The organism is Haliscomenobacter sp., assembly GCF_040403615.1.
Taxonomy (GTDB): domain Bacteria; phylum Bacteroidota; class Bacteroidia; order Chitinophagales; family Saprospiraceae; genus Haliscomenobacter.
Window position 1 is genome coordinate 29,289 of the sequence record NZ_JBBAKG010000018.1, and the last position, 13,466, is coordinate 42,754.

The 13,466-nt window shown below is 46.6% G+C and carries 13 protein-coding genes; 6 read left to right on the top strand and 7 right to left on the bottom strand.

What is annotated here, in order from left to right; genetic code table 11:
- Positions 1-6 precede the first annotated feature (6 nt).
- Together ABW391_RS08115 and ABW391_RS08120 are read right to left on the bottom strand one after the other, a co-directional pair.
- Positions 7-630, bottom strand: coding sequence for a YqhG/Tai3 family protein (locus ABW391_RS08115; RefSeq protein WP_353481348.1), 624 nt, complete (start codon positions 628-630; stop codon positions 7-9).
- A gap of 134 nt (positions 631-764) precedes the next feature.
- Positions 765-3,383, bottom strand: coding sequence for a hypothetical protein (locus ABW391_RS08120; protein WP_353481349.1), 2,619 nt, complete (start codon positions 3,381-3,383; stop codon positions 765-767).
- A gap of 99 nt (positions 3,384-3,482) precedes the next feature.
- On the opposite strand from ABW391_RS08120, the gene ABW391_RS08125 reads away from it, so the two are divergent.
- Together ABW391_RS08125 and ABW391_RS08130 are read left to right on the top strand one after the other, a co-directional pair.
- Positions 3,483-5,153, top strand: coding sequence for a M1 family metallopeptidase (locus ABW391_RS08125; protein WP_353481350.1), 1,671 nt, complete (start codon positions 3,483-3,485; stop codon positions 5,151-5,153).
- Positions 5,150-6,028: a sulfite exporter TauE/SafE family protein gene (locus tag ABW391_RS08130; protein WP_353481351.1), complete on the top strand. Its 879-nt coding sequence runs from the start codon at positions 5,150-5,152 to the stop codon at positions 6,026-6,028. Before ABW391_RS08125 ends, ABW391_RS08130 begins: the two co-directional genes overlap by 4 nt.
- Positions 6,029-6,504: 476 nt before the next feature.
- Here the strand turns inward: ABW391_RS08130 and ABW391_RS08135 are convergent, their stop codons facing one another.
- The 5 genes from ABW391_RS08135 to ABW391_RS08155 all read right to left on the bottom strand — a co-directional run bounded on the left by ABW391_RS08135 (position 6,505) and on the right by ABW391_RS08155 (position 10,869).
- Positions 6,505-6,732, bottom strand: coding sequence for a hypothetical protein (locus ABW391_RS08135; RefSeq protein ID WP_353481352.1), 228 nt, complete (start codon positions 6,730-6,732; stop codon positions 6,505-6,507).
- Between the two features lie 8 nt (positions 6,733-6,740).
- A complete protein-coding gene (locus ABW391_RS08140; RefSeq protein WP_353481353.1) occupies positions 6,741-7,853 on the bottom strand; it encodes an SO2930 family diheme c-type cytochrome in 1,113 nt (370 codons plus the stop codon).
- A gap of 2 nt (positions 7,854-7,855) precedes the next feature.
- Positions 7,856-9,034: a parallel beta-helix domain-containing protein gene (locus ABW391_RS08145; protein ID WP_353481354.1), complete on the bottom strand. Its 1,179-nt coding sequence runs from the start codon at positions 9,032-9,034 to the stop codon at positions 7,856-7,858.
- A gap of 130 nt (positions 9,035-9,164) precedes the next feature.
- On the bottom strand, positions 9,165-9,818 hold the full coding sequence (locus ABW391_RS08150; RefSeq protein WP_353481355.1) for a hypothetical protein: 654 nt from the start codon (positions 9,816-9,818) through the stop codon (positions 9,165-9,167).
- A gap of 184 nt (positions 9,819-10,002) precedes the next feature.
- Positions 10,003-10,869: an alpha/beta fold hydrolase gene (locus tag ABW391_RS08155; RefSeq protein ID WP_353481356.1), complete on the bottom strand. Its 867-nt coding sequence runs from the start codon at positions 10,867-10,869 to the stop codon at positions 10,003-10,005.
- Between the two features lie 226 nt (positions 10,870-11,095).
- Here ABW391_RS08155 and ygiD point away from each other — a divergent pair, with 226 nt between their 5' ends.
- From ygiD to ABW391_RS08175, 4 genes are all read left to right on the top strand, one after another.
- Positions 11,096-11,932: a 4,5-DOPA-extradiol-dioxygenase gene (gene ygiD, locus ABW391_RS08160; RefSeq protein WP_502916317.1), complete on the top strand. Its 837-nt coding sequence runs from the start codon at positions 11,096-11,098 to the stop codon at positions 11,930-11,932.
- A gap of 61 nt (positions 11,933-11,993) precedes the next feature.
- A complete protein-coding gene (locus ABW391_RS08165; protein WP_353481358.1) occupies positions 11,994-12,407 on the top strand; it encodes an element excision factor XisH family protein in 414 nt (137 codons plus the stop codon).
- Positions 12,395-12,754, top strand: coding sequence for an element excision factor XisI family protein (locus ABW391_RS08170; RefSeq protein WP_353481359.1), 360 nt, complete (start codon positions 12,395-12,397; stop codon positions 12,752-12,754). The genes ABW391_RS08165 and ABW391_RS08170 overlap by 13 nt, the downstream gene beginning before the upstream one ends.
- A 76-nt stretch (positions 12,755-12,830) precedes the next feature.
- Positions 12,831-13,301, top strand: a complete 471-nt coding sequence (locus tag ABW391_RS08175; RefSeq protein ID WP_353481360.1) for a YbjN domain-containing protein — start codon at positions 12,831-12,833, stop codon at positions 13,299-13,301.
- Positions 13,302-13,466: the final 165 nt, after the last annotated feature.

The following is a 13,466-nucleotide window of genomic DNA, read 5'->3' on the forward strand; positions in this document are numbered from 1 at the left end:
CTTTTTTTATTCACAACTAATCTTAGCAATAAGCCATTTTCCGTTTTCTTTGACCAATTCCAATTTGCTGGCGCCTACGGTAATCTTTGCTTGATTTGTGCCGAGTAGATCTACTTTAGGCGTGCCTGTTGTATATTCTTTAGGATCCCAATCTTGTCCACAGTATACCCTGTTGTAGTCATAACCCGATAAAGGGGCTTCATTGCCATTTTCCTTGTCTTTTGCCCAGATCGCTTCGTATTGTTTCAGATATGCCAGGTCATTGTCAATGTAGGCTTGGCTGAGAAAACCGCTTTTCATCATTTCGGCGTGATAGGCAGCCACTTTTTCCGTGTCTAATTTTGAAAATTCGCCTTTTGAGTCAACATACTCAATGCGCTCAATGCCCGCCGGAGGATACCATTTGTAAAAATTCTGTACGACATCGGTGATAGCCGCTTTATCGGTCGGCGCACTATTTTTAGGTGCTTCTTTACAAGCGAAAAGAGATGCCAATGCAAGGCAAAAGCAAATGTTGATGGTTTTTGTAATTTTACTCATGTTGTTGATTTTAGTGTGGTAAAAACTTTTTAAAATTAATAAAGTTTTGTGTTTATTAGAATGAAATTTAGCCACTTGATTATCAGTCAAATTCTCCTTGTTTTGTATTTTTTCAGGTCAGTCTTAGTGCTTTTTTGTATTTATTGTTAGTGCTAAACGAATATAATCAATTAATTGTTTATCAATAAAATAAATATAACATAAAGTCCCCAAGTCACACCCCTTCACCGCTCCACCCGATAAGGCGACACCCCATTTTCCACCACCAAAGGCCGCTTTAACTCATTTTTTCCATCCGACAGTACCATTTGATACATTCCGGCCTGCAAAAACTCCTCGTAATGCACAAAGTACGGGTAATCGCTTTCCTGTTGTTTGAACACCAGATCCCAGCGAAATTGGTTAAGGCCTTTTTGCCCGGCAATGGTTTTGTTCCACAGCGTTTTATTGGCCGCATCGCGTAGTGAAAGGGTCACCGACTTTGCGGTACCCAACCAAAAAGAAATCGGCGTTTTTTCTACCGTCCGGTAATCCGGCTCTCCGCCTGCCGAATTGTACCAGGGACGCTTGGCAGTTGGGATCTCAAAGAAGTGATCCTGATCTGGCGCCAGCTTTCCGGCTGCCCAGGCCTGAAGGGGGCGCAAATTCAGCTTGTACAAGCCCCTGCCGTGGGTGGCTACAATCAGATCCATTGATGCCTCATGAATTTCCAGGTCCGCCACAGCGGCGGCGGGTATATTTTTGCCCAAAAAAGACCAGCTCTTGCCTCGGTCAAACGACACGTATACGCCCCGCAAAGTGCCTACGTACAAGACATTGGGCAAAGTAGGGTCTTCCAAAACCACGTTGATTGGCTCATCGGGCAGGCCTACGGCGATGCTTTCCCAGCTTGCGCCGTCATCTTCCGAAACGTACAAATACCCGTGCAGGTCATCGTAATTGATGCCCGTCATGGCGAGGTAAACCCGCGACGGAGCAAAACGTGAAGGGCAAATGCTGCGGATGTAGTTGTTGGCCAAGCCCTGCGAATGTTCCTCCCAGGAAGCGCCATCGCTTTTGCTCGTCCAAAAAGCACCTCTGTCTGTACCCGCGTACAACAATCCTTTGGTCAGTTTTGACTCCACCAAAGCCCCCGTGGAAAATGACTTTTTCGCCGGGATGGCCGATTTGGCCAGATTCGGACTGATCACTTTCCAGGTATCACCGCGGTCTTTGCTTTTGAAAATGAAATTCCCGCCGTGGTAAAGCGTTTGGCCCTGGTGCGGCGAAATGAAATAAGGAGTGATGTAGTTGAACGTCAAGGTGTCTTTGCTGCCTTTGGGCAATTCCGGCTGAATAGAACGCGTCGTATCTGCCCGACGATCCAGACGCACTGCTGCACCGTGTTGCATGCTGTAGTACACAATGGCATCGTCGGTAGGGTCTACCTGGCTCACACAACCATCGCCACCATCCCAGGGGTCGATCCAGAGGTATTTCCAGGGATCGGGGAAACGAGGATTGATTTCTTTCGCTGGGCCGTATACCGTGGCATCATCCTGGGTGCCACCGTAAATGGTCTCACTTTTTTGGTCAATGGTGATGTCGTAAAATTCTCCGGTCGGAATGTTGTTGTAATGCATCCAGGACAGTCCCTTGTCGTAGCTCAGGTAAAAGCCGCCGTCGTTGCCTACTGCGATGTGTTGCGGGTTTTGGGGGTTGATCCACAGCTCGCTTTGATCCAGGTGCAGGCCTTGCGCCAGACTGGGATTCATGCGGCTGACCTTGCCGCCAATGAACGTGAAAGTTTTGCCGCCGTCGGTGCTGTGGGCCAGTCGTACCCCCAGACAGAATACTTCTTCGTCGTTTTTCGGATTGACGTACACATCCGTAAAGTACCAGCCAATGCCGGGAAAAATTTTGAAAGGCCCTGCGTGGGTTTTGCTCCAGGTAATGCCGCCGTCGGTGGTTTTGTACAGTTCGGCTGCTTCATCGCGGGCGTTGTTCAGGTTGTCAACCAGAGCGTAGGCCTTGGCCGGGTTGGTTTGTGAAACGGCCAACCCGATGCGCCCCACTTTTGGGCCAGAGGGCAAGCCTTTGGTGCAAGGAGTCCAGGTTTTGCCACCGTCGGCACTGCGGTGTACGCCGCTGTTTTTGCCCGTGATGCCAGGGTACACTTCCCACAAGGTTGTGTACATCACCAGGGGATTGGTAGGCGAAATCACGATGTCGTTAGCCCCCGTCATCTCGTCTTTGTAGAGTACTTTTTGCCAGCTTTTGCCGCCGTTGAGGGTACGAAACAAGCCGCGATTCGGATTTTTAGACCACAAATGCCCCAATACGGCCACCAAAACAATGTTGGGGTCTTTGGGGTGAATGGCAATTTCGGCGATGGCCCAGGAGTCTTCTAACCCAATGTGCTGCCAGGTTTTACCCGCATCGGCGGAGCAGTACATGCCGGTGCCAGGCAGGGTAAAGTTGCGCGGCTTTTTGAGGTTTTCTCCAGTGCCGAGATAGATGATGGAAGGATTGGAAGGCGCGAGTTCTACATCGCCGATGCCAAAGGAAGATTGTTCCTCAAAAATCGGATTCCAGCTGATCCCGTGGTTGACCGTTTTCCACAAACTCCCCGAACCAAAGCCCACGTACATGGTGCCAGGATGGGTGGGGTCTACCTGCACCACATCGGCGCGAGCGGAATTGACCATGGGGCCGAGTGGAATCCAGTCTAGAGGATAGCTCGTGCTTGTTTTCATGGCCTGGTACTGCACAAAAGAAGCCTCCAGCGGAGAAGCGGGCTGTTGGGTAAATCCAGTAAGGAAACAACTTGAAAAAATGATCAACAAGAGAAGAACTCGACGCATGGTGTGATTTTCACATGAAAATACAATACTCCTGCGAAACTTCAGGCAAACGGCCTTATATTTGATTACGCTGGATCTTCAAGCCTTTAACCTATACCAATGAATACCAAGTGCCGCATACTGCTTAGTTGCCTCTTTTTGTTGCTCAAAACATTCCCCGCCAAAGCCGACAACTACCCCAAAAACCTGAATATCGATGTGTTGCATTACAAATTTGAGCTCAAGCTGTCGGATGAAAACGATCAGATTTATGGCCGAACCAGCATGCGCATTTTTTTCAAAAAAGATGGACTAGACAATTTGCGCTTTGACCTGGTCAATCAAACGGAAGCACTGCTGGGCAAGGGCATGATCGTTGATTCGGTTTATGAAATGGCTGCCAAGACAAGCTTCACCCATACCAATAACGAATTGTGGATCAAGCTGTCGAAACCCTCCACTGCCAATGCCGAAACCCAACTCATCATTGCTTACCACGGAATTCCCGCCGATGGCCTGCGCATTGGGGCCACCAGGTACGGCGATCGCAGTTTTTTCAACGAAAACTGGCCCAACCGTGCCCGGCATTGGCTGCCCACGATTGATCATCCGTATGAAAAAGCCACAAGTGAATTCCTGGTCAATGCTCCAAACCATTATCAGGTAGTATCCAATGGCCTGTTGATGGAAGAAACCAACCTGGATGCCACAACCAAACTCACCCACTGGAAGCAAAATGTACCGGTTTCTTCCTGGTTGTATGTATTGGGCGTAGCCGAGTTTGCGGTGCAATATGTGGGTTGGTTCGACGGCAAATCCATTCAGACCTGGGTGTACAACAAGGATCACGAAGCAGGTTTTTATGATTTTGCGGAGCCGACCAAACAAGTGATGGGCTTTTTCTCCGATTACGTTGGCCCTTATGTGTATGAGAAAATTGCCAACGTGCAAACCCCCAGCGTAAAAGGCGGCATGGAAACTTCTTCGGCCATCTTTTACGGAGAGGAACTGGTTGATGGCAAACGTAGTACCCGTCTGCGCAATGTAGTCATCCACGAGTTGGCACACCAATGGTTTGGCAATGCGGTCACCGAATCGACCTGGGACGATGCCTGGCTCAGCGAGGGTTTTGCCACCTATTTCACCATGCTGTTCATCGAGCATGCCTATGGTCGCGAAGAATTTGTAAATCAGTTGCTTGCGGCCAGAAAGACCACTTATGCGGCCTTGGCCAAAGATCCTGGCTACAAAATCATCGATGACCGCTCGCCCGAAAAAGCTCCGGTTACCAGTGGTTTGACTTACCAAAAAGGTGCCTGGATTTTGCACATGCTGCGCAAAATGATGGGCGATCAGGCTTTCAATGCGGGCATTCGCGATTATTACCAGCGCTTCATGAATGGCAATGCAACTACCACCGACTTCCGGCTGGCCATGGAAAGGGCTTCGGGGAAAAACCTGCAACCCTTCTTCAACCAATGGCTGTACCAGGGTGGTTACATTGCGATGAAAGGCTCCTGGAAATACGATGCAGCCAGCAAAATGGTCAAAATTTCCTTGCAACAAACCCAACCCAGTAGCTATAATTTCGATTTTTCCATCGAAGTCGGATTGTACAAAACCGGAGACCTGCTCCCCGAAATTAGCGTACATCCGGTATCTTCCCGAACGATTGAACTCTCTATTCCCGCAGCTACCAAACCCGAAAAAGTACAGCTCGATCCGCAAACCGTGCTGCTGGCAAGCTGGGAATTTGAAGAGGCCAAACCTTTAAACCCGACCAAAAAATGATCACACTTATCTGGATTGCCCTGGCCATACTCACCGTAGTATTTAGCGCAGTATTGATCAGCGATGTCAACAAACACAAAGACCAACTCGAAGACAGCAGTTGGCTCAAAACCGGCTTGATCGGCTTTGTAGTGAATTTCTTCGACGTACTGGGCATTGGCGCATTTGCCCCCCAAACGGCTTTGCTGAAATTCACCAAACAAACCGAAGACCGGCTCTTGCCTGGCACCATGAATGTGGCCAACACCATTCCGGTTTTGATTCAAGCTTTGATTTTCATTACGGTCATCAAAGTAGAACCAATTACCCTGGTGTTGATGCTGGCCTCAGCAGCAGCTGGCGCGATTTTGGGGGTTGGGGTGGTAGCCAAACTGCCCGAGAAAACACTTCGTTTGGTGATGGGTTGCGCGCTGCTGGTTACCGCAAGTTTTATGTTGGCCCGCAACATGGAATGGATACAGGGTGGAGGTACCGCCATTGGCTTGCAAGGTGGCAAGTTGATCCTTGCGGTAGTGGCCAATTTTGTACTTGGCGCTTTGATGACGGTGGGCATTGGCCTTTATGCGCCTTGTATGGCACTGGTATTTGCGTTGGGCATGTCACCTCAGGTGGCTTTTCCGATCATGATGGGTTCCTGCGCATTCTTGATGCCTCCTGCTTCCATCCGGTTTATCCGCGAAGGAGCTTACAACCGCAAGGCTGCGGTGGGCATGGCCATACCAAGCATTTTTGCGGTGCTGATTGCTGCTTTTATTGTCAAATCCTTGCCCATGGTGGCCCTGCGTTGGGTCGTTATTGTGGTGATTTTGTATACCGCAGGTGTGATGTTGAGGGCTGGAATGCGCGATAAAGGATTCAACAAAATGGACAATTAGCCATTTCTTTCCAATACGCCCCTTATTGCTCTACGCATTTTGACTTTTCGCTTCTCTGCGAAAGTTATCAGAGATAAAAATTTCAACATTCATTGAGAAATTCCGTTAGAGTTTGAAGTTTATGATTTTTTTTACGGGCTTGTTGCACTTCATTTAGTGCCTCTTTAATGCCTACTAATACCTCTAATTTGCGTTTGATCTCCTCGTATTCTTTTTGGAAAGAGTAGCCAATCGCTCATCGGTATCTGAACAGCGATTTGATTGCCTGAAGCATCGGTGATGTAATTCAAATTGAGCATATAATCAGATGTCATGGTTTTCAAACAAAAAAAGTAGTTATTTCAATGAAAAACAAGTCATTTTTTTGAATAGGCATATTGGATGGAGAAAGTCATGACCTGCACATTGATGCAAGCTCTTTCGCCCAACTAGCAATCAAATGAAAAGTTCGTACCCAAACCTAACATTCCCCATCCTCAAGGATTAAAAAGCTCATCAATGGATTGCTGCAAATCGCGGGTATTCTCTTCCGAGAAGGGTACCGTATAATTTTCATTCCCCATTTCTCCCGGAATAAAAGGCGCTGCATTGAGTCCTGAGCCAGCAGAGGCACTCAACAAATTGGCTACCGTTTGCAATACCGCCGGATCCTGGGTTTCCAGAATTTGATTGATGACCAATAGTTTGAGTGCCTTGAGCTCCATATTTGTGTTTATTTACAATCCCCTTTCAGATCGGCAATCCAGTCTCGAATCAGTTCAACCGCTTCTTGGTGCACCATCACCCGCCCAATTTCGGGCATCATGACTCCTGGATCGGTTTTCTCCATGCGGTACAACAAGATCGAAGATTCGGGATGGCCAGGTACTATACCGTATTGGCGCCCGCCCGAACCTTTGCCCGCAGCCACCGGAGGCTTACATACCCCCCAATGCGTGGGGTCAGCCTGATCAGCTTGCAAATACAGCCCCGAGCTGTGCGCAGGGCCTTGTGGGTGGTGGCAGTGGCCACAATTGACATCCAAATAAGCCCTGGCCCGCGCATCCAAAGAACCACTTTTGGGGTCGTTCCAGGATGCCAGTTTGGCAAACTGTTTGCCGTAATCCCCTGTCGCCAAGTAACCTGCTTTTTGCCAGCGGCTCAGTTGATTTTCGGTTTTTCCGTCCGGATACCGCAGTGCTTTGTTCAAGTTGGCCACTTTGGGGCCAATGGGCTGAATGCTTTCATTGCGATTGTGGCAACTCTTGCATTGCGTTTTATTCGGAACTACGTATTCAATGCGCTGTTTGCGCCCTTTTTCATCCTGCCAGCTCACTGGCTTAAAATCACCCACGATGTTCAAGTCAGCATCGTGTTCTAGCTCATCCCATACGTAGGTGAAAGCCTGCCACTCTCCTTTTATCTTCATCAGAAGCCGGGTTTCAATCAAGTCCCAATTCTTTTCAGGTTGCTTGAAATCAGCAGGATAGTAGAAGTTTTTGATCAACACTGCTTGATCCGGAAATTCCAGACGACCTTCATCGTTTACGCTGGCTTTTTCACCTTTGGGCATCCACACAAAGCGCGATTTATGCGCGTAGTCGGTAAACAATGGCGTGATCAATTCGTAGGGCAGAACGCCAGCGTTGGGTTTCAACTCACTTTGAATGCCTTTGAAAAAAGCGTATGCTGACAGCTTTGGAAAAGGGGCTTTGTTCGCATCAAAACGAACTGGTCCGCTTACCAGTAAGCCTTCTTTAGTAGGCCCTTGATTTTGGCAATTGTTCAACAAGAGCCAACTCAGAAGCAAGATGCTTCCCATCCAGATTTTGTTAGGCTTGATCATGGTTACTTGCACTGGTAAGGTTTGAGGTTGGTCTGAATGTTTTTGAAGTCATTGGCCGCATCCAAGTTAGCAAAACGCAGGCCGTTTTGAGGCTGATCGATGCAGATATTCATCGGGTTTGCACCTTTGGGCTTTTTATCATCGAGGATTCCATCGTACAGGATGTCTTGTGGTCTTCCTCGAAAATAAACGTTGACCATTTTCCCAAAATCTTTGGTCAAATCAGGAATGGTGGCTTTGCGTTCAAAATGGTTGTCGTGCAATTTGATGTCGTAAGTATATGGATCATAGTTTTTGTCGTCCCATTTCAACTGGGTCATGTGGTAACTGGCAATGGCCGCACCCATGGTTTTGTGGCCGATTACCTCATTTTTGTAAACTTCCACGTCTTTTGCCGCCAAAAAAATCAGGCCAGTACCTGGTGCAACAGTCGCTACAATATTGCCTTCTGGCGCAAAGTTGCGGTGGTTGTTGCGCAGGATTTTGTTGTGGTGAATTTTGCAAGACTTGCCATTGCCAGCAGGCAAACCCGGCAAGTCAAACACCAAAATGCCACCGGTATTCTGTTCTGATCGACAATAGCGCACTTCAGCATTGGTGCAGTTTTCGATTTCGATGCCCGCTACATTTTCGTGGGCATAGGAGTTGATAACCAGCACATTGCGCGATTGCCCAACGTAAATTCCTGCATCTGAAGCAAATGAGGCTTCGCATTTGTCGATCAGTACCCCGTCGCAACCAACGGGATAAAGACCATAACCACCGTTGGCCGCTTTGGCTCCGCCGCTCCAGGTGGTTTTCACATTGCGCAGGGTAATGTTTTTGGCATCCTGGATGCGAATGGCGTCACCCTTGGAATCAATTACGGTCAGGTCTTGCACCAGGACAGAATCTGCGGTGATTCTCAATCCTTCTGCCCCTGCTTTTTGACCCAAAAAGGAAAGAATGGTTTTGTCCTTCCCCGCACCTTGAATCGTCACACCCTTGACCCCATCCAAGAGCAATGGACGGTCAAAATAATGCGTTCCCGCAGGGATTTTTATCACGTCCCCAGGTTTGGCATTGATGAGTTGGGTTTGAATGTCTGTATACAATGCGGTATCCGGAGCATGTATTTCGGCTGGTTGGTTACTGCAAGCGGCACAAATTGCAATGAGCAAGGCGATCTGAAAAAATTTCATGTATTTCGTTTTTGACGATGGTTAGAGCAGGTCTTAGGTTTACCAAAGGCGAAAACGAAGATAAAAAAACTCTGGGATTGGAATGCACATGTGAAAAAAAGTCGCGTAGTGCCGACCCAAATATTCCAAATCAATCCAAATACACCCCGGCATAACCATACATGGCCAGAATCCCCCCTACAGGAATGCCTTGCACCCAGGTAGCCAACTCTTTAGGGTCGTTGTTCAACAATTCGGCCCAATCTTTTTTGAAGCGATTCAACCAACTTAAAGGACTGGCATCGGGGCCAAAGCAGCATTTGTACAGCGAGCCAACGTAAGCATAAGTGGAGGCATTTTCTTCGCCCTCAAATCCAACACCCTCGTAAAAACGCATACCCTCTCCATTGGAAGCCAGTACCTGCTGGTAGTAGAGGCCATTTTGCAAACCCCACTCCACAAACAACAAGCGAGCGCTGCTGCCAGGGGAAACCAGCAATGCCAAATAATCTCCAGGCTCGTCCATGGGACTGAGGTAAATGGTGAAACAATTGAATTGAAGAACTGTCAGGTCTTGAAAATTAGCCTCTTGCGCAAAGACCGGAAACTGCGCCTCTGCTTTTTCAATAAAGAGATGCTCAACATTTCCCGGCGCACGTTGCTGGTTTTTGATGCTTTGTAGCTTTAATTTTTCTGCGAGGAAGGAAGGTATTTCAGGAATGCCGCTTAGGCTGACTACGGGCTCAGCAGTACAGGAGCTGATGCAGAATACCAGTATGGCAAAATAGAAAATTGGATTTCGCATGGCGTCTAGCGTTTTGGTTCAGGGCGAAATTAAACGCAAAGCGCCATGCGAAAAACGACAGACCTACCCATCAAGTACCCGGGCAGATAGTCGTAAGGGTTCTTTTAACCTACACTTATATTATTGATTGTCATTAGAATAAAAAATTATTCCTTCTAAACAAAGTACCTGTTCTTCAGAAAATCTAGGGCTTCCCTATGGCATGAAGTATCACCTGACGGGTTTCGTCCTTATTGAAAAATGGAATCAAATGCCCTGCTTTTGGCATCACGTGCATATCCAACATATTGCTGGGGATGTTTTTCTTGCTGAAATCAATGTTAATGGGGGGGGCGAGATCATCTTTCATGCCGTGCAAATGAGTAATGGGTTTTGAAAGAGAATGCCAACCCGGTTGTATTTTGGCCAATTCATCTGCATGCGAAAATTTCTCAGAGCCAGATGTTCTCCAGGCACCTGAAAGCATCCAGCGCGTAGCTTTCCAAATACCGATGTAGGAAAACCAAAATATTTTCTCATGCTCAGGATCATTGACTGGGGCGAGCATAATCACCGATTGGACATGATCGGGGTAGTCCATCTCCGTTTTGGCCACAATGGGGCCACCATAAGAATGTCCTACCAAAATTACTTTACGTCCTGCGTACTGATCAATGATTGTTTTGATGGCTTTGGCTTGATCTGCAATAGAAGTCATGGCTTTTCCATACATGGAATGTCCATACCCCGGACGATCAACCGCCACAACCAATGCCCGATCCAACAGGGCAGAATCAGCGAGATAACCGTAAAAATCGCTACCAGAACCGGGAGCTCCGTGTACGAACATCACCACTGGTGCATCATCTTTTAGCGAAGCACGCTTTGTTTCTACCCAATGCAACTGATTATCCAGGTAAGGAGTAGTACGAATTTTTACCGGAATATTTCGCTTCTTGAAATAGGCAAGCGTTTGCTTGTCTGAGTAACGAAACCCTGATTGCATGTTGTACACGATAAATCCGACTATAAGGATGCCAAGTCCCAATAAAATGCGTCCAAAAAGTTTCATAACGGTGACTTTAGGTGGGTGAAAAGTAACTCAAAGAGAATGCGTTAAAATCGCATTTGGTTTAAATAATGAAAAAATTCCATTGCTTTACTTTTGCATTTTGATGAAATGGGGGTTTTGAAATTCAATGTATATACAACTAATTTTCGACCCTTGGTGTTTTCATCAAAACGACTTGCTCATGCACCGCAAGACATTCATTAAAACCGTATCTGGAATTGCCGCTATGATGACCATGGGATCTTTTCAAAACTTCCGCGATGACTTGGAAGAACAAGACGTAAAAATGCCGCTCTTGTTTTTAGGGCATGGTTCGCCCATGAACGGCATCGAAGACAATATATTCAGCAACCAGTGGAAAAAACTGGCTGCTGACATTCCAGTCCCAAAGGCGGTGCTGGTTGTTTCTGCGCATTGGCTTACCCGAGGCACCCATGTTACGGCGATGCCAAACCCACGCACCATCCACGATTTTGGGGGATTTCCCAAAGCTTTATTTGATGTGCAGTATCCGGCACCTGGCGATCCGATACTGGCTGAAGCGACCAGCAAAATAATCACCAAAACTACCGTTGGTCTCGATCACGAATGGGGCCTCGACCATGGCACCTGGACTGTTATTCGACACATGTATCCTGAGGCCAATATTCCAGTGCTGCAATTGAGCATCGACTATTACAAATCACCGCAATACCACTATGAATTGATCCAGGAATTGGCGGAGCTGCGCAAAAAAGGCGTACTCATTGTGGGCAGTGGCAACATGGTACACAATCTGGGTATGGCCGCCTTTGATCGCATCAAGGAGGAATCTTATGGTTATGATTGGGCTTGGGAAATGAACGATGTGTTCAAAAAGCACATCTCAGAAGGCGATCACCAACCCTTGATTCAATACGAAAGTTTGAACAAATCAGCAAAGTTGGCCATTCCAACTCCAGATCACTATTATCCCTTGTTGTACATTCTTGGGTTGCAGGACAAAAAAAATGACCCCGTTCAGTTTTTCAACGACAAAGCAGTGGGGGGCTCTTTGACGATGACTTCGGTAAAATTGGGGTAATAGTCATGGTTTTTATCCTCAAATTTCTCTATTTTTGGCAGTGCAATAATACTCGTAATGTATGGCAAGAGATATTGTTCATGAAATCATCCGTGAAGTATTGGTTAACGAAGGATGGATCATCACTCAAGATCCGTATGTACTAAAAGATTATGACCCTGATTGGGAGATCGATTTTGGAGCAGAAAAAATTATCGCAGCTGAAAAAGGCCCCGAGAAAATTGCAGTTGAGGCCAAAAGTTATTTAGGTCTTTCATTTGCCTACGAATTTCATCAAATTCTGGGTCAACACCTAAACTATAGATCTGGCCTCAATAGATTGGAACCAGATCGAACACTTTATCTAGCAGTACCAAGAGAGGTATTTGATCTTGAATTTAACCGAATTGGAATTTCCAATTCTATTGAAGATTATCACCTTCGTTATTTCATTTTTAATGAATTGACAAAAACCATCATCCAATGGAAACATTAAGTGATAAGATCAAGATTCGGCAAGAGATCTTAAGCAAATACTTTAAAAATCTAGCCACAGAAAGAAATCAATCTCTTGGCTCAACCAAAGATTATGCTGCTGTTGTTGATTTGGAAGACAATCATTTCATCTTGATTAGGAATGGCTGGACTGAACAAGGATTTAGCTATAAAGTACTGCTGCACCTGGATATTAATCCTAATACCGGAAATATTTGGGTTCAACAAAACAATACTGAAATTCTACCTGATGAAGATCTTTCACCAAAAGGACTCCATCGTTCAGATTTTGTTATTGGGTTTCGTCCAGCATGGATGAGAGGACAAGCCGGATTCGCCGCTGCATGATTGTCAACTATTTTGCAAAAGGCTAGCGAATAATGAAGTAAATCATTTCTGAGTTAGATTCAATAAAACCTCAAGAATGGAAAACACACAAAACCCATCCCATCCTGCCGACGTGCAGTACAATAAAGTTGTTGAAATGGTACACTGTTATGCTGAATCTGTAGGCCTGGATCGGCACACCGTTTACATTCCAGATAAGGAGTACTGGCTGTGGACCAAAGGCACTGCGACCATCCAGACTTTGATCCACAAACTCAACTACGACAACGGTACTCGCCGCGATTTTATCCGCATCCTGTCTCCAGTCATGGAGGTACCGACGACCAATCAACTGATTGGATTTTACCGCCGACTATTGGAGCTGAACGAAGAGAAATTCGGGATCAAATTCACGCTCATTCCCAATACCACCAAAGTTTGGGCTGCTTTTGAACGCGACATTAAAGGGATCGACTTCAATGAACTGTCTACGTTCATCAGCGATTTTGAGCATTGGGCAGATACACTGGATGATCAGTTGAAAGATCAGTTTCCAGATTTAAATTAAAAGATAGAAGTGGACAGCCTAGCGGATATCCACTTCCATTTTGCCTGTACTGAAGAAATATTCGCAGGAAATGCGGCCATCAAACTGCCCCATGCAACTATTGTTTTGTTCGGTTTCTTCGGTCTTTTGGCAGTATGGAAAATCGTAACGAATCTTATCCATGTT